Source organism: Halanaeroarchaeum sp. HSR-CO, assembly GCF_024972755.1.
Lineage (GTDB): Archaea > Halobacteriota > Halobacteria > Halobacteriales > Halobacteriaceae > Halanaeroarchaeum.
Map to the genome: position 1 here is coordinate 131,215 of NZ_CP087724.1, position 22,417 is coordinate 153,631.

Here is a 22,417-nt window from a genome sequence, read left to right on the forward strand (position 1 = left end):
TCTCCGGTTTAAACCTCCGGGTCACCACCGGCTGGGTCCCCGTCCGACCCGCCGTCGAGGAACCGCTCTGTCGCGGCGCGACACTCCTCGTCGGCCCGAACCTGCGCGAAGCCACCCCTGACGCGCTCTCGTTCCCCGGCCGCCTGTGCCCGGGCGGCGACGACCCGTTTGGTCGTCCGGATGGACGCCGCCGGCGTGGACGCCATCGCCGCGACCAGTTCGTCGACGGTCGATTCGAGCTCCGCCGATGGCACCACTCGGTTGAGCAGCCCCCAGTCGGCGGCCCGCTCGGCGCCGATGGGCTGGGCGGTCAACGCGAGCTCCATGAACCGCTTTTTCCCGACGGTCTCGGCCACGCGCTCGGCCGCGTAGGGCGGATACGCCCCGATACTCGCCTCCGGCAGGGCGAAGGTGGCGTCCGGTGTCGCCACGGCGAGGTCGGCCGCGGCGACGAGTTCGCAGCCACCGCCGTAGGCCAGACCGTTCACGGCGGCCACGACCGGCACGTCGAGGGTCTCGATGCCGAAGAGGACGTCGCCGAGGGCCGCGACCAGTTCGTCCAGGTCCTCGAGCGTCTCGGCGTCCTCGATGACGGCGATGTCGTCGCCGGCGCTGAAGACGTCCGCGACGCCCGTCAGTACGGCCACGCTCGCCTCGGCTTCCGCGCGTTCGAGCGCCTCGCGCAGGTCACGCCAGCCGTCGAGGTGGAGGGCGTTCTTCTTCCCGGGTCGGTCGAGGGTGATCCACGCGGCCGCGTCGTGCTGTTCGTACGCTATCATATCCCACGCAGGTGGGCCCGCGAGAAGAAGGTTCGGCCGGCAGACGGGTTGATCACTCGAGCCGGTCGACGACCGCTCGCGCGAGCGCGTCGAAGGTCGCGTCGTCGGGGACGACGTCCACGTCGAACCCCGCCGCTTCGGCCGTCTCGCGGGTGGGCGGGCCGATGCATCCGACCGTTACGTCCACCATCGCAGGGGTGAGCTCCGCCGCGACGCCCTGCTCCTCGGCAGCCTCGACGAAGTGCTCGACGGTGAGCGAGGAGGTGAACAGCGCGGCGTCGAGGTCCCCGCCGACCGCGCGTTCGACCGAGATACCGGCCGCTGGCGGTCTGACGAGTTGGTAGAGGATGGTCTCGTGCTGGTAGGCGCCTGCACGTTCGAGGCCATCCAGGAGCACCTGACTGCCGTGGTCGCTCCGGGCGACCTCGACACGCGCACCATCGACGTGGTCTGTCATCGCCTCGACCAGCCCCGCCGACGTGTACTCCTCCGGGACGATGTCGACCGCGAATCCCGCGTCGCTGGCCGTGTCGGCGGTCTTCGGCCCGATGGCGACCAGTTCCTGGTCACCCGGGGACCACCCCGCCTCCGCGGCGAGTTCGACGCCGGTCGTGCTCGTGAAAACGACGTACTCGGCGTCGCTCCGTGGAACGGCCCCGGTCGCTTCGACGGCGAGCATCGGGTCAGAAACGGCCTCGACGCCGAGCGATTCGAGCAGGTCGGCGGCCGCCTCGATGCGGTCGTCGTTCGGACGGAAGACGGCGACCGAGTGGCTCATTCCCGGGCCGCCTCCTCGATGAGGTCGCTCGCCCCACGGTCCGCCAGGTCGGCGGCGAACGTCCGGGCCGCTTCGGCGTAGTTCTCGATATCGAGGTCGCGCGACTCGGCGATCTCTCGCTGGCCGTCCTGGCTTAGCACCTGCACACGGGTCTCCACGGCGTCACCCTTGATGTGGGCGTGGATGCCGACCGGTGCGACACAGCCACCGCCGAGTTGCTCGAGGATGATCCGTTCGGTGGTGACCGCCACCCGCGAGTGCGGATGGTCGAGCAGGTCGAACAGTCGGTCGGCGATAGCGCTGTCGGCGCGGGCGGTGATTGCGAGTGCACCCTGGCCCGCGGAGGGGACGTGGTTGCGCCGGGGCAAGTCGACCATCGTTAGCTCTCCGGCGAGCCCACTGCGCTCCAGTCCCGCACGCGCGAGGACGATGGCGTCGTACTCGGTCTCGACGGTCCGCTCCATCGACTGCCGCTCGAGCTCGCTCAGGTCCTCGAACCACTCCTCGACGGCGCGCTCGAAGGTCGGCCCGTCGTAGTTGACGTCCTCGTCGTCGGTGCGTTTCCGGTCGCGCGCCTTGGCGCTCTGCTCGGCCTTCTGTGCCTCGAGCCGCCGTTCGTGCTCGGCCTGGAGCCGTGGGGCGAGGAGTTTCTGTACCCGCGTGTCGACGTTGCCCCGAAGCGGTTCCACGTCGAGGTCCGGCCGACGGGCGAGGATCTGTGCTTTCCTGCGGAGGCTCGAGGTCCCGACGGTCGCACCCCGGGGGAGCGCCGTGAGACGGTCCCCGTCGGGCGTCACGACGACGTCGAGGGGGGTGGCCCGTCGCGGCACCGCCGCGACGACGAGACCGTCTGGCTGTTCCGTCGGGAGGTCTTTCATCGAGTGCACGGCGACGTCGACCTCGCCGTCGAGGACTCGTTCGTCGAGGGCGCGGACGAACGCTCCCGTCTTGCCCAGGTCCTGGATGAGGGCGTCGTCGATCCGGTCTCCCGTCGTCTCCACTTCGACCAGCGTCGCCTCGATCCGGTGGTCCTCGAGGCGCTCTACGATGGTCCGGCTCTGTCGCAGCGCCAGGTCGGACCCTCTCGTGGCGACCGCGATGGACTCGGGCGTACTCATGGCCGCTTCTCGGGCCCGGACTGCAAAATCCCTGTCGTCACGTCGGCCCGTCTGTCAGCGGTCGATATTGTACAGCTGTCGTCGTACCGTACAGCAGTTGACGTCCCCAACGATGGTGGTTCTGTTTATATTATGGTGGAGAAGAAATCTCGAAGTAATCGAATTCGGCGGGGTAGCGCTCGGGCAGACACCAACGCGAGGCAGACGGCACATGAACACTACCTACAAGACTCTACGGCAGCGTGAATCGCCGGAATCCGAACGCGAAACGGACGAAACCGCTCGCCAGTGTCCCGAGTGTTCCGGGAGGCTCACACACGACGAGGAGCGAGGCGAGACGGTGTGTGCGGACTGTGGACTCGTCGTCGAAGAGGGACACATCGACCCCGGCCCCGAGTGGCGGGCCTACGACGCCCAGGAACGCGAACAGAAACGTCGTGTCGGCCCACCGACGACCAAGTTGATGCACGACGAGGGACTGTCGACGACCATCGACTGGCGGGACACCGACACCAACGGGCGGGTCCTCTCCTCGCGGAAGCGCAAACAGATGCATCGGCTCCGTCACCTCGACAACACCTCGAAGGCCAATCCCAGCAAGGCGCGCACCCTCCAACCGGCGCTCAAGGAGATCTCCCGGATGGGATCGGCACTGGGCCTTCCCGGACACGTCAGAGAGACGGCCAGCGTCATCTTCCGGCGGGCACTCGACGAGGATCTGGTGCGGGGCCGCTCCATCGAGGGCGTCTCGACCGCGGCCCTCTACGCGGCCGCCCGCCAGGCGAATGTCCCTCGTACCACCGACGAGATGGAACGGGTCTGTCGTGTCGGCGTCAAGGAGTTCCAGCGGACCTACCGCTACCTGAACCGCGAACTGGGCCTGGAGATCCGTCCGGTCGACCCCGGAACCTACATCGACCGATTCATCTCCGACCTGGGGCTCTCGACGGAGGTCGAGCGCTGCGCCCGGACGTTGCTCGAGGCGGCGAAGGAGGACGGCCTCCACAGCGGAAAGAAGCCCACCAGCCTCGTGGCGGCGGCCATCTACGCCGCCGGCGTCCTCACCAACGAGAAGGTGACCCAGGAGGAGGTCAGCGAGGTGACCGACGTCACCAAGGTGACCATCCGCAAGCGCTATCCGGAACTCGTGGAGGCCGTGGACATGGAACAGACGCCCTGTGCCGCCGTGTAGTCGCCATCGATAGCACGGTCTTCGTGGCGTAGAGCGTCACTCTCGCCGGGAATTGGTTGCTTCGAGCGCCCGGTCGAAGCGGGCACGGGCTCGGTGGCGACTCGTGGGCACGCCTCGAATCCCGGGCACCAATCGATCACATCGAAGCTCGCGGAGAGAATACGAGCGGCGCGGTCGATGGCAGGCGGATCCTACACGGCTTCGCTTCCCCGCCTGTCGGTCCGGATCTGGATCGCGTCCTCGACCGGGAGGACGAATATCTTCCCGTCACCGGGTTCGCCGGTGTGGGCGGCCTCGCGAATGGCCTCGACCACGTCGTCGACCGGGACGTCCGCGACGACGGTCTCGATTTTGGTCTTCTGGTGGAGGTCCACCACGTACTCCTCACCCCGCCACTGCCCGGTCGTCGCGGGTTGGCTCCCCCGGCCGCTGACCTGCGTGACGGTGAGACTCGGCGCGCCGACCTCTTGGAGGGAGGCCTTGACTGCCCCGAGGCGGTCGGGACGGATGATGGCGGTCACCATCGAGACGCCGCCGTCGTCATCGGGATCGACGCCGCCGTCGGGGCGGAGCACGCCCCCGCCGTCGGTCTGGGCCACCCGACCGTCGCCACGACCGAATTCGGGGTAGGTGTCGACGCCGTGTTCGGCCATGTCGAGACCCGCCCGCTCGTGGTTCGCCGAGACGCGGGCCTGGCCGAGGAGGCGGAAGACGCCGAAGACGAACGCCGTCGCCAGGATGGTCCACCCGGCGATGATCACCACGCCGGCGACCTGGCCGAAGACGGTGGCCCCGGTGCCGGGCACCGCGACGAACGGCAGGGCGAGCACGCCGAGCACCCCGGCCGAACCGTGGACGGGGAAGACGGCGACCACGTCGTCGATGCGCAGGCGCTTCTCGACGAACTCGAAGACGAGGGGCATCTGCCCGCCGGCCAGCAGCCCGACGGCCACGGCGCCGGGCCAGGTGACCGCGTCGGCGATGCCGGTCACGCCGACCAGGCCCGCGAGCAGGCCGTTCGCGACGGCCAGCGTGTCGACCTTCCCGGTCCGGATGAGGGTCACCGTCCCCGCACCGACCGCGCCGGTGGCCATGCCGAGGGTCGTCGCCAGTGCCACCCGGCCGACGGTCGCGAACGACCCGAGCGCGATGGTCTCGCCTTCCGCTGCGAAGACCGTCGCGGCGGTGCCGACGTTGAAACCGTACCATCCGAACGCGAGGATGAGAGTGCCCAGTACGGCGAACGTGATGGAGTGGCCCGGGATGACGTTCGCGGTCCCATCGTCGTTGAAACGGTCCATCCGTGGTCCGACGACCGCCGCAGCGGTCAGGCCGGCGATGCCGCCCATCCCGTGGACGATCATGCCGCCCGCGAAGTCGTGGAAGCCGAGCTGGGCGAGGAGACCGCCGGACCAGGTCAAGCCGACCACGACCGGGTAGATGACTGCGGCGAGCACGACGGTGTAAGCCACGTAGGCGCGCAGCCGGGTCCGACCGGCCACGGCCCCCGAGACGATGGTCGCGGCGGTCATCGCGAAGACGGCCCCGAAGAGCCAGTTGACCCAGGCGTTCGCGCCGTCGGGGGAGAGGACGCTCGTGAACGCCCCGAGGACGTCGTAGCTGGCGGGGCCGGTGAGGCCACCGACGATGGTCGAGACGGCCGCTCCGACTCCGAAGAACACGAGGACGCCGACGCTCCACGTGAGCAGGTTCTTCGTCAACTGGTTGGCGACGTTCTTCGCGCGCACCTGGCCCGCCTCGAGCATCGCGAACCCGGCGTGCATGAAGAAGATGAGGAAGGTCACCACCAGCACCCAGAGCAGGTTGATCCCCTCGGCGAGGGTCGCGGCGTCGACCATCAGGCGCCCTCCGGTTTAACTGGACGTTTGTCGTTCAATTCTTCGGACACCACTGCATTCGTTTCGAACATCTACGGAAGACGGGACAGTCCTGTCGTATATAATGGTTTGCTTGAAGATGTCGCATTTATCGACGTGATTGTATTCGGCCGTCCATTTTATTATGTGATATTATTACTACTAGGTCGTTCATCGGGCGATTTTCCGGCAACTGTCCACGCGGAATCCGACGAACGTCTACCCGGTTTCGGGCGATATCGGCCCGATTTCCGGGCGCGCGGTCAGGCGGGACGGGGATCGGCGACCCCGACGTATCGGACCAGCACCACCAGTATCGGGATCATGAGCAGGCCACCGACCACGAAGGGCGTCCAGAACGCGATGGAGGTGTAGAGGAGCCCAGCGAGTACTGGACCGGTGGCTCGGGCGATGCTTCCTGCCGACTGGGTCAGGCCGAAGGCCCCGCCCTGCTCGTTTTCGGCGGCGCTCTGGGAGACGAGGGTGTTGAGCGAGACGTTGGTGAAGCCGTTGCCGACCGAGAGTCCCGTCAACACGACCAGCAACGTCAGGAGGGGTCCCGAGATCGTCGGCCCGACGGCCCCGAGGGGACTGATCGCGGGAACGAGTTCACCGATTACTCCGCTGAAGGGCACGAGCGTGAGCGTGACCAGTTCGATCGCCACCCCGACGAGGGCGAGCGTTCGTTCGCCGAACCGGTCGGCCAACCGGCCGACGAGACCGCCCTGGACCACCGCGATGACGACGCCCAGGTACGCGAGGATGTACCCGTTCATCGACGGGCCGTACCCGAAGACGTCCCGCGTGAAGAGCACGAACATGCTCTCCATGGCCGAGAACGCAAAGGAGAAGAGGAAGAAGGCGACGACGAGGCCGCGAAGCGACGGGTTCTCGAGCGCTCCCACCAGTCGGTTCAGCCGGGATCGATCGGTGGCGGCCCCGCCGCCCACGTTCGTCTCGGGGAGGACGACCGCCGCCGCGAGCAGGTTGAGGAGGCTGATGGCCGCGGCGACGAAACTCGGGAGCGTGAACTGGGTGATGGGGACGAACGCCGGAACCACATCGCTGACGGTGGCGACCGCCGCATCTGCGGAGAACACGCCTCCGAGCGCCGGGCCGAACACGAACCCGAGGCCGAAGGCCGCACCGACGAGTCCGAGTCCCTTCGCCCGGTCTTCGGGTGGCATCACGTCCGCCACGTACGCATGAGCGGTGGCGATGTTCCCGCCCATCGCGCCGGCAAGGAGTCGCGCGGCGAACAGGACGAACAGTCCCTGCGCGAGGCCGAACAGCGTCCAGGCGACGACGCTCCCGAACAGCGAGAGCAAGAGGATGGGTCGGCGCCCTCGTTCGTCGGAGAGGCGTCCCAGGACGGGCGCGAAGAGGAACTGGGTCATCGAGTAGGCCGCGATCAACACTCCCACGACGAACTCGGAGGCCCCGAAGGCTTCCGCGTACAGCGGGACGATGGGGATGAGTATCCCGAAACCCAGTAGATCGACGAAGACGATGGCGAACACGACGGCGAGCGCGCGCCGGCGGTTCTCGACCGGCGGGCCACTCCAGCCGTCCGTGACCTCGTCGGGCATCTACCGACCGTATTCGAGTCGTGGATTTAATCCTTCGTCAATCGGCCATCGACTGCCGCGGGCGTCCGGCACAACGGCTACGACCCGTCGGAGCGAAGAGGGTGATATGCCGACATTTCAGCGCACGACGGTCGTCGACGCGCCACTCGAGGCGGTCTGGGCGTTCCACTCCACCATCGACGGGCTTCGTGCTCTGACCCCGCCGTCGTCGGGGCTCGAGATCGATTCGATCGTGGGGCCGGACGGGACCCGGAACCCGGAGACACTGGCCGTCGGGACGACCATCGAGATGCGCGTTCGCCCGCTGGGCGTGCTGCCGGGCCCCGGCTGGACCTCCGAGATAACGCTCCGGGAGCGAGACGACGAGCGCGCCGTCTTTCGCGATACGATGGACGGCGGGCCGTTCGAGACCTGGGAGCACACCCACCGCTTCGTGGCGGTCGGGGCGCAGACGCTCGTCTACGACCACCTCGAGTTCGCGCTGGCGCCGTCGCTGGCGCTGTTCACGCCGTTCGTCCACCTCGGACTCGCCGGACTGTTCGCCTACCGTCACGCGCGGACGCGGTCGATTTTGGGCGACTCAGGCGAGTGACTCGGCCACCATCTCCGCGAAGTAGGTGACGATCACGTCCGCGCCGGCCCGCTCGATGGCGACGAGCGACTCGAGGGCGACCGCCTCCAGGTCGAGCCAGCCCTGCTCGCTCGCCGCCTGTAGCATGGCGTACTCGCCGCTCACCTGATAGGCGGCGACGGGCAGGGTCGTCTCCTCGCGGACGTCGCGGACGATGTCGAGGTACGGCATGGCGGGTTTCACCATCAGTGCGTCCGCCCCCTGCTCGACGTCGAGGTCGGCCTCGCGGAGCGCCTCGCGACGGTTCCCGGGGTCCATCTGGTAGTGGCGGCGATCGCCGAAGGCCGGCGCACCGTCGGCGGCGTCCCGGAACGGCCCGTAGAAGGCGCTCTCGTACTTGACGGCGTAGCTCATGATGGGGAGGTCCTCGTGACCGGCGTCGTCGAGGCCCCGCCGGATGGCCCCGACCATCCCGTCCATCATGGAAGAGGGAGCGACCATGTCCGCTCCCGCCTCGGCGTGTGAGACGGCGACGTCGGCGAGACGGTCCAGCGTCGGATCGTTCTGGACGGTGAGCGTGGTCGTCTCGGGGGCCGACGCTTCGAGCACGCCGCAGTGGCCGTGATCGGTGTACTCACAGAGACAGACGTCGGTGATGACCGTCGCGTCGGTCTCCCGCGAGATGGCTCGCGTCGCCGCCTGGACCACGCCATCCGCTGCGTCGGCGCGGGAGCCGATCTCGTCTTTCTCGCTCGGGATACCGAACAGGATCACGGTCTCGACGCCGGTCGCGAGCACCTCCTCGACGCGCTCGACCGCGTCGTCGACGGGGACGCGCTCGTGGCCGGGCATCGAGGGGATGTCGACCCGTTCGTCGGCGGTCGCGTCGACGAACACGGGGGCGATCAGGTCGCGCGCCGAGAGCGACGTCTCGCGAACCAGCTCGCGGATGCCGTCGCGGCGTAGCCGTCGTGGGCGTCGGGTGCGGTCCATGGCGGTGCCTGGGTGGGCCAGGACATTAGTGCTCCCGGAAACCGGTTCCCCTGGGGCAGAAGACTGATTGTGGCTCGGCGTCCGCTGCCGGTATGCCCGGCCCTCCATTCCGGCGCGGCGATCCCGTCGATCTGTGTCCGATCGAAGCCGAGGACGTTCCGTTCCTCCAGCGCAACTACAACGACCCCGCGGTCCGCCGGTGGATGCCCGCCGCCCATCCGACGAACGGCCACCAGTTCGAAGCCGATTTCGAGGACTGGCCCGAGGACGACGTCGTCCGCTTGCTCGGGTGCGTCGACGGCGAGCCGGTGGGGATGATCTCCATGTTCGCCGTCGAGGAGGAGTCGGGACGAGCCATGGTCGGAGCCTGGATCGACCCCGAGCACCAGGGGAACGGCTACGGGCGGTCGGTGACTGCCCAGATGGTCGACTACGCCTTCGCCGAACGCCGACTCCACCGGCTCACGGCCAACGCCCTGGCGACGAACGAGCCGTCCCGGGCGACCCTCGAATCGGTCGGCTTCGAGCAGGAGGGTCGTCAGCGAGAGGCGTACTTCGTCGACGGCGAGTACGTCGACCGGGTCATCTACGGCCTTCTGCGGACCGAGTGGGACGGCGTCTGATCACACGGCCGGTCGCCGCCCGGCGCCGTGCCATTGTGACACATTTTCGGACAATAATTATTACATATCGCCCGAAATGACCTGTCGCGTCGATCAGGTGACTACGATGTCATGTCCACTCGCCCGACGACCGCTCGCCTTCTTTCGGAGCGTCGCAACCCCGGCGGCGGGACCGGACCCGGCCACCGGGTGTGACGGCCCGACGGGCCGAGTGGGTGACGACTGGCCGGGTATCGGGTCGCTCGCGACCGGATACCGCGGCCCGCTGAAGACCTGACGGCCGCCCGAGGTCCCGCCCAACCCGTCCGGTCCGCCCCCTCGGTCGCCCGGCCGAGTCCCCGCTGACGCACGGACCACTCTTCGTATCGAATCCCACGACGATCGACCCCCCCCTCCACAGCAGACGATGTCACGACACGACCGCTCTCGATCCGTACAGCACGCCGACTACGCCGACCACGCTGACCACGCCGACGGTCGCCGCCCCTCGTCGCCGCCCGCACACTCGCTGGCGCTCGCGGCCGCCATCCCCGTGGCGGCCGTCGTCCTGTTGTCCCCCGTCGGCCCCGCACTGCTGGCCGCGATGGCCGTCTCGGTGGTACTCGTCGCCGTGGCGCGGTGACGGACGCCCCGAGAAACGACGACTCGCCGTTCAGTCGGCGGCGACGGGCTCACCGGCCGCCGCTTGTTCGCCCTCGAGTGCCTCCCAGACGAGTTCTGCGAGGTCGACCACCTCGATGTCGTCCTCGTAGCCGCCGGTCTTGCGGCCGTCCTCGTACATGGTCATGCACATGGGACAGGAGACGACGAACTGTTCGACGTCGTCGCCGGCGCGGGTGTCCTCGAGGGCCTCGCGGATGCGCTCCTCGGAGGGCTTGATTTCCTCGTCGGCGTCCATCCAGAGACCGCCGCCGCCACCGCCACAGCAAAAGGAATCTGCCCTGTTGCGTGGCATCTCGTCGACGGTGACACCGGTGGAGTCGAGGACCGCTCGCGGCGCCTCGAACTCGTCGTTGTAACGGCCGAGGTGACAGGGGTCGTGGAAGGTCACCGTTCTATCGAGGTCACTCGCGTCGAGCGGCAGTTTTCCTCCCTGGATCAACTCCTCGACGACCTGCGTGTAGTGATGGACAGAGTCGCCGTCCTCCCAGCCGAAGTCCTCGTACTCGTTGCGGAAGGTGTTGAAGGAGTGCGGGTCGGTGGTGACGAGCGTCTCGAAGTCGGCGGCCTCGAGGGTCTCGATGTTCTCCTCGGCGAGCATCTCGAAGAGCCCCTCTTCGCCGACGCGGCGGACGTCGTTGCCGTCGTTTTTCTCGTCCTCGTAGAGGATGCCGTAGGAGACGTCCGCGGCCTCGAAGATGCGGGCGAGGGCCCGAGCGACGGTCTTGTTGCGGTCGTCGTAGCTGGGGTAATCGCCGACGTACCAGAGATATTCCACGGACTCCTCGCGGGCGTCGGGGATTTCGAAGTCCAGCTCGTCGGTCCAGTCGGGGCGTTTGCGTTCGGGTTCCCCGAAGGAGTTGCCGTTCTGGAAGACGTTCATCATGGCCTCCTGGACGTTCTCGTCCATCTGGCCGGTCTCGGTGAGGCGGCGGTTCATCTCGGTGAACTGCGGGACGTGTTCGATCTCGACGGGACAGGCGTCCATGCAGGCCATACAGGTCATGCAGGCCTCCATCGTCTCGCTATCGATGACGCTCTCGCTTTGTGCGGAGACGATGTCCATCTCGTCGGCCTCGCCGTTCTCGACGGCGTGGCGGTACTCCTTCAGATCGAGGATGACGTCGCGGGGGTCGAGCGGGCGGCCGGATTCGGCGGCGGGGCAGACCGACGAACAGCGCCCACACTTGGTACAGGCGTCCTGGTCGAGGCGCTGCTTCCAGGACATGTCCTCGAGGCCGGTGAACCCGATCTCCTCGGGGCTGGCGTCTTCGGGGACGCCGGGCAGGCGAGTCCCGGCCTGCTCGTCGCGGGTGACGACGTTGGCGAAGGAGGTGAGCATGTGCAGCGGCTTGGCGTAGGGGACCGCGGCGACGAAGAGGAGGGCGATGACGGCGTGTGACCACCACAGTGGGCCGTAGGCGGCGGTGGCGCCGGCCTCGGAGACGCCGGCAGCGGCGAGGGAGTTCGCGACGGTCCAGCCGACGAAACTCACGACCTCGTAGTCGGGCATGCCCATCCCGAGGATACGGATCCCCTCCTGGAGGAAGCCGCCGACGCCGAGGAGGAACAGCGACCAGACGAAGAGATCGTCTTCGGGGCCGGTGTGCTTGCCCCACAGTCGCCCATTCCGGATCCAGTACCGTCGGTAGAGCGCCATCCCGACGCCGACGACGAAGAGGAAGCCCAGCGCGTCCATGACGAAGGAAAAGGAGACGTAGAAGGCGCCGACGAAGAAGGAGGGCTGGCCGAGGGCCTTCGTCCAGATGTCCATGTCGATGGCGAGGATGGTGGTGCCGACGAGGAGGGTGAGAAAGCCCCAGAAGATGAGGGTGTGCATGAGCCCGCCGTACCAGTCGCGGTCGAACTGCTTCTCGTTGGAGGCGACGATTCTGGTGGCTTCGAGGACGCGCCGGCCGAGGTCGTCGAGTCGGTCGATGGGGTCGGCGGGGCCGGCGGCAAAGGAGCGGACCCGTTCGTAGGAGCCGTACAGGAAGATGGCGATGGCGACGGCGGCGAGGTAGTAGAAGACGAGCTCGCCGGCGGGGCCGATCTGCCAGAAGGTCGGCCGGGTGACGTCGGGCGCGACCTGCGCGAGGGTGTCCATGTCACACTAGGCGAGTCAGAATCCGCATAAAGCTTACCACAGGGCCGTCGAATTCAACGGCGGGAAACGCCTTCCCGGTTGTTTCGGCGATTTCGATATCGCGATGGACCGTCTCAGACGAACGCCACCAGGAGTAGCCCGACCGTTCCCCCGAGGACGGCGTAATCCCGGCCGCTCAGTGCCATCGCCGGCGGTGTCGGATTCCACGAGAGACAGCGGGCGCGCAGGGCGACCGCAAGGCCGTCGGCCCGGCGGGTGGCCCGGCGTAGCCCATCCAGGGCGACGATGCGCATCCGCTCGTGGAGCGGGCGTTGCTCCCCGAGGCGGGCCCGGGAGGCGTCACGCGCGCGCTGGAGGTCCGTCTGGAGTAGCGGCAACAACCGAAAGACGAACGCGACGCCGAGGGCGAGTCCTCGGCCGACGCGTCCCGGCACCAGCCACGCGACCGCCGCCCGCGATTCGCGGACCGGCGTCGTCTTGACGTAGGCCGCCCCGACCGCCAGCAGGAGGACGCTCCGGTAGCTTGCGAGTGCGGGACCGACGGTATCGGCCGGGACGAACCAGGGCGCACCGAGCGTCAGCCCCGCGACGAGGGGCGCCCCGAGAAGGAACGGAACGAGCGGGCCGTACTCCGCGAGCGTCTCGACGGGGCCGACGCGGGCGGCCAGCAGTGCGCCCCCGACCACGAGCGTGAGGGCAGACAGACCGGCCGGGGTCGTCAACTCGAAGGCCGCGACGGCGAACCCGACCTGCGCGAGGAGTTTCGTCCGCGGGTCGAGCGCTCGCGCGAGTCCGCCACCCGTCTCGTAGGTCAGCATGGCGGCCTGACGTCGACCTCGCCGAGGCGGTCGAGCACCTCGGCCGGTGGCCCCTCGACCGCGACGCGTCCGTCGGCGAGTGCGACGAGGCGGTCGGCCCGCTCCCAGACGTCCCGGAGGTCGTGGGTCACGACGATCAGACTGGTTCCCGATGCGTGGAGGTCGTCGAGGTGCGCCCAGACGGACCGCCGACCCGCCGCGTCCAGTCCGTTCATCGGTTCGTCGAGGACCAGATGCGACGGGCGCATGGCCAGCGCCCCCGCGATGGCCACCCGGGCCTGTTCGCCGCCGGAGAGCGAGTCGATGCGCTCTCCCTCTCGATCGTTCATGCCGACGGCGTCGAGGGCGTTCGACACCCGTTCGTCTATCTCGTCTCTGGTGAGTCCGAGGTTCTCCGGTCCGAACGCGACGTCGGAACCGACTGTCGCGGCGACGAACTGATCGCGGGGGTTCTGGAACACCATCCCGACCGCCGTTCGAGCGGCGACCGGGTCGTCGGTCGCCTCGGTTCCCTCGACGACCACCGATCCCGAATCCGGCGTTTCCAGGGCGTTGCAATGTCTAACCAGCGTCGTCTTCCCGGAGCCGTTGGGACCGGTCAGCACCACGAACTCCCCGTCCTCGACCGTAAGCGAAACGCCGTCGAGGGCGGTCGCGTCCCCGTAGCGTGCCACGAGGTCGGTGATCTCGATCATCCGGCGGCGATGGCGTCGCTCCTGACGACGCCGACGGCGGCGGCCATCTTCACGAGTTCGACGGGGACGAAGGGCGCGCCGGCGAGGAGGAACGCTTCGAGAAGGCCGACGTCGCCGGCGATGGCGAACCCGACCGTGCCGAGGGCGTAGATGACGACGGTCGCGAGCCCCATACCCGCGAGCAATCTGGCGAGCGAGACGTCCGCGGGGTCGACGAGGCCGTCGATGCCGTGGACGACGACGCCCACGACCGCGGCGGCGATCGGATACGAGACGAGATAGCCGCCCAGTTTCCCGAAGAGGACCCCGGCACCGGCGGCACCGAACGCGAAGATGGGGGCGCCGACGGCCCCGGCCGCGACGTAGACGCCCATGGAGGCGAATCCCCAGATCGGGCCGAGGAAGATGCCCGCGAGGAAGACGCCGAGTACCTGTAGCGTGATCGGCACCGTCGTCAACGGGTGCGGGAACGAAACGTACGCGAACGCCCCCGTGAGGGCAGCGAAGACGGCGGCGCGAGCGACGTTCTCGACCGTCTCGTCCCCGACGAGTTCGACGGCGTCGGTTTCGGCGCTCATGGCACACACTGCCTCGTCAACCCTCCTTATTGTATCGGTTGACGAGGTGGTCGACCGCTCGATCTGCCTCACACTCCTCGATCCGCCACCGACGTCCCGGGTGAACCCGCGACCGCCGGTGGATATTTGTCGTTCAAATGGCATTTCGTTGCCATGGAGCGGCGAGCCCTCCTCTCCAGTCTTGCGATCGCCCTCAGCGGGTGTCTCGGTGGCGGTGCGCCACCCCGGTCCAGACTCGCCTGGATATGGCTCCAGAACGACCGCGAGCAGCGATATGCAGTCGACGTGACCGTCGAAGACGATGGCCAGACGGTGTACGACGATACGTTCCAGCTCCCGCCGGGTAGGTCGGAGACGACCGACGTCCGCGCGACCAGTCCAATCGAGGGGCCAGGTCGATACGTCGTCCGCGCGACGATGGACGGGGAGACCCGAGCGGTCGACACGACGGACTTCGTCGACGGAGAAGCGGACTGCGTGGGCGTGCGCTTCACCCTCCTCGACAACGGCAGCGTGGATTACTGGACGAAGTCGATGCAGGAGTGCTAGCCCTCTTCGAGGGGTTCTGGTGGGTCGTAGGTCACGAGGAGGTCCGGCGTGACCGCGTAGTATCGCTCGCGGTTCGGTTCCTCAATGACCGCCACGTTCGCGTCGATGGCGAAGTCGACGAGGTCGGCGAAGGACGCGGCCGCCGATGCCTCCCGATCGAGGACGCTGTCGGGCAGTTCCGCGCGGACCACCCACTCGTCGAACTCGGCTCGCTGATCGCGGTAGTCGAGGAGCGCGCGCTCCTCCGGGGTCAACGCGATCGGTTCGTCACGGAACCGCACCGCGGCGAGACCGCCGAGGCCCACGAGCCCGAGGAGCAACACGAGCGGCCCGCCATAGCTCATGGCGGGTCCGTACGCACGTGGGACCGTTTCCGTCGTCGTGTCGGTCACCTGCTCGGAGGCCCCATCGGGAGACCCAATCGAGTAAGTGCCGTCCGCCAGGGTGACGGGGAGTTCTGCGGAGTAGGTCAGCTCGGCCGGCTCACCGTTTGCCGGCGCGGTCGCCGTAACGTCGACGACGATGACGGTACTGAGTTCGCCGGGCGTGCTCCCGAGCGCGGCCGTGATGTTCTCTCGGCGCTCCATCGCGCGGCTGGCGTTGACGGAGAATTCGAGGGACTCCGTCTCTCCGGCGGCGACGGACTGGGCCTCGGTCGCGGCGAGGTCGGTTCGATCCGACCAGAAGACAGTCTCCTCGTCGGCGGCCCGGTGGACGAGGTCGGCGTCCAGTTGCACCGCCGCTGGTTCGTCACCGGTCGGTCGATACTGGGCCGTGAAATCGCCGTCGAGGATCGGCGAAGCCGCCAGGAAGTACGTCGAGCGGTTCTCCAGGGTCGCACCGGTCTGGAACACCGGATTCGGGCGGGTCACCGTCGCCGAGTGGTCGAACGACCCGTCGACCGCCCAGGCGGTCTCCGTTGCCGTCGATTCGACGGTGCCCGGGTCGGCGTGCGCCGTGTAGGTGGCCCACCCACCTGCCAGTACCGCGATCACTGCAACGACCGCCAGCACCGCGAACCAGGACGCGAGTATCGCCCGTACTCGTAATTGCTGCGTGCCCTCCCCCGTACCGAAGTTGTCCGATTTCATATCACTGATTGGTGTCGATTGTCCCGTTGGTCACGAGTTCGATTCCCGCCGGTCGCCGGATGGCGTCAGGAACGCGAGGAGTCGGCGCCCCACCGATCGGCTGTGTCTCGATTTCCGGCGGCGGAGACGGACGCGCTGGCCGCCGAGCGCAGCGAATCCGAGCCCCAGTATCACCCCGGCCAGCACCGCGTCGATCGCCAGGATCGGTGCCCACGGGTGGACGCGGTAGAGGCCGTCGATGAGCGATGCCGGCAGCACCGCCAGGTAGCGGTGCTCCACGAGGTAATTCTGGTAGTACCCCGTCTCCTCGGGTGCCGTCAACGTCACCGCGGCCGTCCCGGCACTCCGGCCCCCGACGTACTGGTGGCCCGGATCGACGGCCACCCCCTCACTCCCTGGTTCCAGATAGACGTGGACCGGTACGAGCCCGCCGTTTGGAATCCGATAGTCCAGGGTCTTTGACTCGCCCGTCGGGATGACCGTCGGCCGTTCGGATTCGAATTCGGCGCTGACGACGCCGATCGACTGGGCGCCGGCGGGCGCCACCATGGCGGCCGTCGCCGAGAGGACCAGCATCGCCGCCAGGCCCACCACGATTAGTCTCCCGTCGACGCCGTCGTCGTGGCCGACGGTCCGATCGCGTTCCCGGGATGGCCCCCTGCTCAATAGCAGGTCCACCAGGTACAACGCGATGGAGAGGCCGAGGACGACGTAGGCGAGCCCTTGCCCACCCGCCAGCGACCGCATCCCGGTCAGGGCCACGACCTGTCGTTGCACCGCCTCGAACGCCCCCTGGACCGCGGTAACACCTGTCCCGAGGTGGGGGAGAACGACCGTCTGGCCGCCGACCTGCAGCGCCACGGCGACGATCTGAGCGTCTTTCACCGGTGGCTCATCCCCATCCTGGTCGGTGAACGGGTTCGCGTCACCCTGGGTCAGATAGCCGCGGTCGGTCGTGCCGACGATACGGTGCGTCGTGAGACCTCCCTCGTGGAGTTTTTCGGCCCGGAACGTGACGACGTCGCCCGTCTCCGGCGAACCCGCCAGCGCGGCGGGCACGGCGACGAACCCGTCACCTGCCTCCATGGTCGGCGCCATACTCCCGGTCTCGACGTACCCGAAAAGTATCGGCGTCCCGAGTACCTGCCCGACGACCAGACCGGCGACGAGCACGATGACCAGCACCTCCAGGCCGTTCCAGACGAGTCGCCGTGCGTCCATAGGGAGTTCTGGAAGTGTCTGACACGTTCGTGGCAATTAGTTAGCGACCGACTTACCGGGTGCTCAGGGGCGACGACGGCCGACGAGGACCACCGCCAGCGCTGCAAGGAGGCCGACGATGCCCATTGCCAGGGCCCCTCCGGTGAGGCCGGCCGCGCGCTCGGTGACGAGCGCGATGGTCGGCGACCGCTCGTCCGGCTGGGTCGTCGTCACCGTCGCCACTTCGCCCCCGGTACTCTCGCCGGTGGTCGTGGCTGACCCCTGCGGTGGTGCGTCTGCTGGCGCGTCCGCGGGTGACGCGCCCGACGAATCGGCGGTCGTCGACGGCGCTATGCTCGTTGCTTCACCATCGTCGTCCGAGGATTCCGTCGTGGTACGCTCGGACCCGCTCCACCAGTCACCCGGGGAATCGTCGTCCACATCGTCAGCCGTCGGTTCGGGCTCGGCGGCCCGCGCGTGGACGGTGAACTCGTCGACCTGCTCGACTGCGTTCCCGTCGGTCGTATCGACGAGCACGCCCACCGCGGCGGTCTCGTTCGGGCCGAGGGTGATGGCGGTCGAACGCGAGTCGACCGGCTGCCCCGCAGCAGTGAAGGTCAGTCCCTCCCCCTCGTGGGTCAGCCAGACCTCCGCGTACTCGCTCCCGTTGTAGTGGACGACGAAGACGTCTTCGAGGTGCGTGACGGTGCCCGGATTGACGCCCTCGACGTCTCCGGACGGGTTCGACGACGAGACGTCGATCACGAGTTCGCCATCAGCGAGGTACGAGTAGTCGCCGTTCTCGCCAGCCGCGGGCTGGAGGTGGACTTGGTTGCCGAGGTCATCGGCGGGCTGGGTCGGGACGAACAGCGTCGCGGCCGACGGCACGAGCAGGGCGACGGCTGCGAGGAGGGCGAGACCGACGGCGAGGCGGTGGATGGTGCGGGGCATGGCCGGGACTGTCTGGCGCTCTCTCTCTGTCTCGGCCTTCACGGAGTAAGCGCATTGTATTGGGCCGTCTAGTCGGTGGATGGGGGTGCTTGAGAGGGAGACCGGGGGTGCTCGTGGCCCGCGTTCATCATCGCCGCAACCGTTGCTCGGTGGTCGAGGTCACCGAAAAATCTGGAGTGGGGTGCGGGCGTGGATCGTTACGCGTTGTTCTGGGGGTTCGTTTTCGATGCGTGGATGATAAGCGTTCCACCCGCGTTTTCGATGGGTTCTGCGGTCGTGATCGTCATGTCGACGAAGACGCTTCCGGGTTGGCCCGGGAACTGGAAGGGCTGGGTCAGGTCGATGCCCTCCGGCGGCACCGCGTGTCCACTCTGGCCGCCCCCTGCGGTTAACTCGACGTCGACGTCGAAGTCCTTCGGTTCGATCCAGAAGTAGTACTGCCCGGCGCTGCTACCCAGGTCGGCCCAGACCTCGAACACGTCGGCGAACTCGAACGTCGCCTCACCGTTCATCCCCTGAGACTCGGCCGCCCAGACGTTCCCCGGGTACTCGCCGAAGTTGAGCTCGAGTAATCCGTCTTCGTTGTAGGAGGCGTAGTCGCTGAGTGGGTTCAGTGCGATCCACGCACTCGCGTCTTCTTCGACCTCTACGGTCACGTTCCGCGTCGCAGACGCCGATTCGAAGGCGCCCGTGCCGATTGCAGCCGCCGACCCGGCGGCGAGTGATCCAACCGTCGCGAGGAATTTGCGTCGTTGCATTGGTTTGGCCTCGTTCGCGTACCCGCTCGAGAGGGCACACTGGTGAGCAATCCACAGAAAACTACGTAGTATTGATACGATTGCCGACCATTCAGCTATTGCCTGCGGTCCCCGTTGAGACCCCCTGCCTCCGATTTCTTTCGATATCGGTGAGTAGGACTGCGAGTACGTTCCGAACAGGTTGTCTGTCCCATTGTCTCGGAAAAATCGATGCCGTCTGAGTGGTGTGGGTCAGTTCCCGCCCGGTCCCTCGACCGTAACGGTGAGGGTTCCGGTCAGGTCGTCGTCGAGCGTCGCCAGCGAGCCGGTGGTGTCGACGTCGATGACGACGTAGATTTCCTGTCCCGCCTCGAAGTCGACGGGGTCCGACGTGGGCATGCTACGCGACACCGGGATCGGGGTTCCCAGCTCGTTGTTGGGTGCCTTCAACGACGCCCAGTACCCGTCTGGGTCACCCTCGCCGAAGGCGTCGAACCGGATGAACGACTCGTTGGAGTACGTGGTGCTGTGGTCGACCCAGCTATCGTCGTCCAGGTCGTACCCCAGGATCAGGTCGTCGTAATCCTGTCCGTCGTTGTTGACGATCTTGAACGCGTGATCGGCGGCGGGGTCGTCCGGATCACCCCACGTGTAGGTGGAGTTGATATTCACACCATTGTCGCCGGGCGCCATCAGGTCGATCTCGAGTTCGCCGTCGTCGTTGATCTCGATCCCCGAGTGCCCGCCTGGAACCAGGGCGATCTTGCTATTCAGGTCGTTTTCCACTTCGACAGTTACGCTGCGGTCCGCGGAGGCCGTCGTGAACGCTCCCGTGCCGATTGCGGCCGCCGACCCGGCGGCGAGCGATCCAACCGTCGCGAGGAATTTGCGTCGTTGCATTGGTAACTCTCCGTTTGTGCGCTCCGTTCGTCGGGAGCACACGGCTAAACTATCATTTGAATACCACGTAGTATTGATACGATTACCATCGGTTCAGCGTCCACCTTACCCCGGTTTGGGCATTCTCTGAACGCTCGGTACGGTGACCGTATCGACGGCGGCCGAAGAAATGACGTAATTTGCACGTGACGACGGGTCTGCTGCGAACGGGCCCGTCCTATCAGGGTGGACTCTCCGGGTACCAGCTATCCTGACTGATGCTCGCGTCCGAGGTGAACTCGAACGAAGCCGTCCCCGAGAGGTCGTCGTCCGTCGAGGCGTTCGGACCCGTGGTGTCGACGGTCACGACCATATAATATTCCTCACCCGAGTTGAACCGGTAGCCACCGCCCGGCGCCCAATCGCCGGTCGGTCCCCCCAGAGAGTAGTCCTTGTTGTAACTCTGGTGTGGGTAGTTCTCGGCGGAGGAACCCGTCGGCCCGTCGCCGGTGTCGAATAGCTGGAAGCGGATGAACGACTGCCCGTTGCCGTGGTTGGTGAGCCAGCCGGTGTTGGTGAAGAAGTAGTTCATCTTCATCACCAGCGACTCCTCGTCGTTGTTGACGATCTTGAACGCGTGGTCGGCGGCGGGGTCGTTCGGATCGCCCCAGGTGTACGTGGAGTTGATGTTCACTCCTTCACCGTTGGTTCCGGTCAGGTCCAGTTCGAGTTCACCGTCGCCGTTGATCTCGACGTCTTCGTGACTGCCAGGGACGAGCCCGATTTTCGCATTCAGATCGTTTTCGACTTCCACGGTGACCGTTCGGCCCGCCGAGGCAGTGGTGAACGCGCCGGTTCCGATTGCTGCTGCGGACGCGGCGGTCAGCGATCCGACCGTCGCGAGGAATTTGCGTCGTTGCATTGGTTTTCGACCTTATTGGTGCGCCCAGTCATCCGGGAGCACACGTAATTCCAATCAGGCGAATACGACGTAGTATTGACACGATTGCCGTCGGTTCAACAAGGTCCTTCGCAGTTATCGTCTCTCTCTATTACCGAGGATTTCGCGAACGTCGGATTGGGAAAACGGTACGGAACGAGCATTCCTATCGAACCATCGACCAAAACGGAAAAATGGCGAATTTCGATCAGAGGTCGGCCAGGGTTTTGTCGGCCTGGACGAATCCAGCGGTGTACGCGATAATTCGGATCTTTCCGCTCACATCGATACTTGAATCGTCCGGGGTGCCGAAGATGTAGAAATCTGGTTCGAGCGCCTCGCCAGTTGTGATGACGTGTTCATTATTCGTGGACCACGTCCGAGGATGTGCCGGATTTGAAAGCTCTCCGTTGTACGCAGATGGTGCGCTCGCCGCTCCGTTGATGTTGGGGAAGCTCGTGGGATCAGCGTTCGTGTAATCGTCATACCACCCACTGTGCATCCCGTTCGCCTTGAGATTATCAAAGAGCGTTCCCTTGAAGTATTGGCCGACTTCGTCGGGTACTTGCCCACCAGCATCAAGCAGGATAGCGATGGGTTCGTCAGTGGGATTTCTGATCTGGAAAACGTCGTAGAACCGGAAGTCAGCATCCTGGTTCAGTTCACCGAAATCGAGTTTCAACTGCCCACCGTCGTAGTACGCATACTCACTGTAGTCATTCAATTCGAGGTACGCGGCAGCGTCACCCGTCACGCCGACCGACACATCGCGCCGTGCGGTAGCTTGTGTGAACGCACCCGTACTCATTGCAGCCGCCGATCCGGCGGTGAGCGATCCAACAGTCGCGAGGAATTTCCGTCGTTGCATTGGTGTTCTCCCCATTCACGTGCCCGACCGTCCTGGACACACCCAAATCGCTGGGGATGGTCGACAGTAGTATTGATACGATTGCGGGTAGAGTAAGCGAGGCTTGACGGTATATTGCCGACCTGCAACGGTGTCATATATACGGCTTACCACTTGTTAGCAACTATTTGACGACATCAGGCTACCACATACCTGATCGAAGCCCCTCCATAGCAATGTGCCCTACCTCGTAACTATCTCGTGACGTGTCTACCACAACGGGTGCACCGGGGGGTGCGGTTCAGGAAGGGCCGTCCGAGGACGACCTGTTCGAGATCCTCTCGAACCGGCGTCGTCGCTACGTGGTCCACGCGCTGGAGCAGGCCGACGAGCCGATGCAGATCGGGGAGGTCGCCGAGCGGGTGGCGGCGTGGGAGTACGACGTCGACGAGTCTGAACTCTCCTACGACGAGCGAAAGCGGGTCTATACGGCCCTCCAGCAGAGCCACCTCCCGAAGATGGACGATATCGGTATCGTGGAGTACGACAAGAATCGGGGGACGATCGAGCCACAACCGGGGCTTGCGGAGGTCGACGTCTACATAGACGTGGTGTCGGGCCGGGAGATCCCCTGGAGCCAGTACTACCTGGGGCTCGCCGGGCTGGCGCTGGCCCTCGTCGCCGCGGTGGGGGCCGGGCTCTGGCCGCTCGAGGCGATTCCCGAAATCGGGTGGATGGCGGCCATCACAGTCTCGTTCGGCGTCTCGGCGGCGATTCACGCCTACTTCGATCGGACGTCGCGGCTCGGGGCCCCGGGCGCGCCTCCGGAACGGCTCAGGAGGTAA

At 66.6% G+C, this 22,417-nt stretch carries 24 protein-coding genes; 7 read left to right on the forward strand and 17 right to left on the reverse strand.

Annotated features, from left to right (window positions below; genetic code table 11):
• Nucleotides 1–8: 8 nt before the first annotated feature.
• The 3 genes from HSRCO_RS00660 to hemC are packed head-to-tail and all read right to left on the reverse strand — an operon-like array spanning nt 9 to nt 2,675.
• On the reverse strand, nt 9–779 hold the full coding sequence (locus HSRCO_RS00660) for an enoyl-CoA hydratase/isomerase family protein (RefSeq protein ID WP_259518453.1): 771 nt from the start codon (nt 777–779) through the stop codon (nt 9–11).
• Between the two features lie 52 nt (nt 780–831).
• Nucleotides 832–1,557, reverse strand: a complete 726-nt coding sequence (locus HSRCO_RS00665) for a uroporphyrinogen-III synthase (RefSeq protein WP_259518454.1) — start codon at nt 1,555–1,557, stop codon at nt 832–834.
• Nucleotides 1,554–2,675 (reverse strand): hydroxymethylbilane synthase, encoded by a 1,122-nt coding sequence (gene hemC, locus HSRCO_RS00670; RefSeq protein ID WP_259518455.1) that lies wholly within the window; start codon nt 2,673–2,675, stop codon nt 1,554–1,556. The genes HSRCO_RS00665 and hemC overlap by 4 nt, the downstream gene beginning before the upstream one ends.
• Nucleotides 2,676–2,886: 211 nt before the next feature.
• On the opposite strand from hemC, the gene HSRCO_RS00675 reads away from it, so the two are divergent.
• Nucleotides 2,887–3,867, forward strand: a complete 981-nt coding sequence (locus tag HSRCO_RS00675; protein WP_259518456.1) for a transcription initiation factor IIB family protein — start codon at nt 2,887–2,889, stop codon at nt 3,865–3,867.
• Nucleotides 3,868–4,058: 191 nt separating this feature from the next.
• On the opposite strand, the gene HSRCO_RS00680 is transcribed toward HSRCO_RS00675, so the two are convergent.
• Together HSRCO_RS00680 and HSRCO_RS00685 are read right to left on the reverse strand one after the other, a co-directional pair.
• A complete protein-coding gene (locus HSRCO_RS00680) occupies nt 4,059–5,726 on the reverse strand; it encodes an ammonium transporter (RefSeq protein WP_259518457.1) in 1,668 nt (555 codons plus the stop codon).
• 281 nt (nt 5,727–6,007) lie between these two features.
• The gene (locus tag HSRCO_RS00685; protein WP_259518458.1) at nt 6,008–7,333 is read right to left on the reverse strand and encodes an MFS transporter; all 1,326 of its coding nucleotides are present in this window, start codon (nt 7,331–7,333) and stop codon (nt 6,008–6,010) included.
• A 106-nt stretch (nt 7,334–7,439) separates the two neighbouring features.
• On the opposite strand from HSRCO_RS00685, the gene HSRCO_RS00690 reads away from it, so the two are divergent.
• Complete coding sequence (locus HSRCO_RS00690; RefSeq protein WP_259518459.1) at nt 7,440–7,925, forward strand: SRPBCC family protein; 486 nt, start codon at nt 7,440–7,442, stop codon at nt 7,923–7,925.
• Here HSRCO_RS00690 and hemB read toward each other — a convergent pair.
• Complete coding sequence (gene hemB, locus HSRCO_RS00695; protein WP_259518460.1) at nt 7,914–8,897, reverse strand: porphobilinogen synthase; 984 nt, start codon at nt 8,895–8,897, stop codon at nt 7,914–7,916. The two genes, HSRCO_RS00690 and hemB, sit on opposite strands and share 12 nt — an antisense overlap.
• A gap of 92 nt (nt 8,898–8,989) precedes the next feature.
• Here hemB and HSRCO_RS00700 point away from each other — a divergent pair, with 92 nt between their 5' ends.
• The 3 genes from HSRCO_RS00700 (at nt 8,990) to HSRCO_RS00710 (ending at nt 10,142) form a co-directional block, all read left to right on the forward strand.
• Nucleotides 8,990–9,520 carry a GNAT family N-acetyltransferase gene (locus tag HSRCO_RS00700; RefSeq protein ID WP_259518461.1) on the forward strand — a complete coding sequence of 177 codons (531 nt, stop codon included), beginning with the start codon at nt 8,990–8,992 and terminating at the stop codon, nt 9,518–9,520.
• Between the two features lie 106 nt (nt 9,521–9,626).
• Nucleotides 9,627–9,797, forward strand: coding sequence for a hypothetical protein (locus HSRCO_RS00705; RefSeq protein ID WP_259518462.1), 171 nt, complete (start codon nt 9,627–9,629; stop codon nt 9,795–9,797).
• A gap of 129 nt (nt 9,798–9,926) precedes the next feature.
• Nucleotides 9,927–10,142, forward strand: a complete 216-nt coding sequence (locus HSRCO_RS00710; protein ID WP_259518463.1) for a hypothetical protein — start codon at nt 9,927–9,929, stop codon at nt 10,140–10,142.
• A 30-nt stretch (nt 10,143–10,172) separates the two neighbouring features.
• Here the strand turns inward: HSRCO_RS00710 and HSRCO_RS00715 are convergent, their stop codons facing one another.
• The 4 genes from HSRCO_RS00715 to HSRCO_RS00730 all read right to left on the reverse strand — a co-directional run bounded on the left by HSRCO_RS00715 (nt 10,173) and on the right by HSRCO_RS00730 (nt 14,378).
• Entirely contained in the window at nt 10,173–12,287 is a 2,115-nt protein-coding gene (locus HSRCO_RS00715; protein ID WP_259518464.1) for a 4Fe-4S dicluster domain-containing protein, read from the reverse strand.
• A gap of 113 nt (nt 12,288–12,400) precedes the next feature.
• Nucleotides 12,401–13,105: an energy-coupling factor transporter transmembrane protein EcfT gene (locus tag HSRCO_RS00720; protein ID WP_259518465.1), complete on the reverse strand. Its 705-nt coding sequence runs from the start codon at nt 13,103–13,105 to the stop codon at nt 12,401–12,403.
• Nucleotides 13,099–13,800 carry an energy-coupling factor ABC transporter ATP-binding protein gene (locus tag HSRCO_RS00725; RefSeq protein ID WP_259518466.1) on the reverse strand — a complete coding sequence of 234 codons (702 nt, stop codon included), beginning with the start codon at nt 13,798–13,800 and terminating at the stop codon, nt 13,099–13,101. The genes HSRCO_RS00720 and HSRCO_RS00725 overlap by 7 nt, the downstream gene beginning before the upstream one ends.
• Nucleotides 13,797–14,378, reverse strand: coding sequence for a biotin transporter BioY (locus HSRCO_RS00730; RefSeq protein ID WP_259518467.1), 582 nt, complete (start codon nt 14,376–14,378; stop codon nt 13,797–13,799). Before HSRCO_RS00730 ends, HSRCO_RS00725 begins: the two co-directional genes overlap by 4 nt.
• Before the next feature lie 153 nt (nt 14,379–14,531).
• On the opposite strand from HSRCO_RS00730, the gene HSRCO_RS00735 reads away from it, so the two are divergent.
• A complete protein-coding gene (locus tag HSRCO_RS00735) occupies nt 14,532–14,927 on the forward strand; it encodes a hypothetical protein (RefSeq protein WP_259518468.1) in 396 nt (131 codons plus the stop codon).
• On the opposite strand, the gene HSRCO_RS00740 is transcribed toward HSRCO_RS00735, so the two are convergent.
• The 7 genes from HSRCO_RS00740 to HSRCO_RS00770 all read right to left on the reverse strand — a co-directional run bounded on the left by HSRCO_RS00740 (nt 14,924) and on the right by HSRCO_RS00770 (nt 21,593).
• Nucleotides 14,924–16,018 (reverse strand): DUF5305 domain-containing protein, encoded by a 1,095-nt coding sequence (locus HSRCO_RS00740; RefSeq protein WP_259518469.1) that lies wholly within the window; start codon nt 16,016–16,018, stop codon nt 14,924–14,926. The two genes, HSRCO_RS00735 and HSRCO_RS00740, sit on opposite strands and share 4 nt — an antisense overlap.
• A gap of 30 nt (nt 16,019–16,048) precedes the next feature.
• Complete coding sequence (locus tag HSRCO_RS00745; protein ID WP_259518470.1) at nt 16,049–17,239, reverse strand: S26 family signal peptidase; 1,191 nt, start codon at nt 17,237–17,239, stop codon at nt 16,049–16,051.
• A gap of 63 nt (nt 17,240–17,302) precedes the next feature.
• Nucleotides 17,303–18,169, reverse strand: coding sequence for a DUF1102 domain-containing protein (locus HSRCO_RS00750; RefSeq protein ID WP_259518471.1), 867 nt, complete (start codon nt 18,167–18,169; stop codon nt 17,303–17,305).
• Between the two features lie 197 nt (nt 18,170–18,366).
• Nucleotides 18,367–18,927 carry a hypothetical protein gene (locus tag HSRCO_RS00755; RefSeq protein WP_259518472.1) on the reverse strand — a complete coding sequence of 187 codons (561 nt, stop codon included), beginning with the start codon at nt 18,925–18,927 and terminating at the stop codon, nt 18,367–18,369.
• A 231-nt stretch (nt 18,928–19,158) separates the two neighbouring features.
• The gene (locus HSRCO_RS00760; protein WP_259518473.1) at nt 19,159–19,806 is read right to left on the reverse strand and encodes a hypothetical protein; all 648 of its coding nucleotides are present in this window, start codon (nt 19,804–19,806) and stop codon (nt 19,159–19,161) included.
• Between the two features lie 220 nt (nt 19,807–20,026).
• On the reverse strand, nt 20,027–20,707 hold the full coding sequence (locus tag HSRCO_RS00765) for a hypothetical protein (RefSeq protein WP_259518474.1): 681 nt from the start codon (nt 20,705–20,707) through the stop codon (nt 20,027–20,029).
• 226 nt (nt 20,708–20,933) lie between these two features.
• Nucleotides 20,934–21,593 carry a hypothetical protein gene (locus HSRCO_RS00770; RefSeq protein WP_259518475.1) on the reverse strand — a complete coding sequence of 220 codons (660 nt, stop codon included), beginning with the start codon at nt 21,591–21,593 and terminating at the stop codon, nt 20,934–20,936.
• A gap of 245 nt (nt 21,594–21,838) precedes the next feature.
• Here HSRCO_RS00770 and HSRCO_RS00775 point away from each other — a divergent pair, with 245 nt between their 5' ends.
• The gene (locus tag HSRCO_RS00775; RefSeq protein ID WP_259518476.1) at nt 21,839–22,417 is read left to right on the forward strand and encodes a hypothetical protein; all 579 of its coding nucleotides are present in this window, start codon (nt 21,839–21,841) and stop codon (nt 22,415–22,417) included.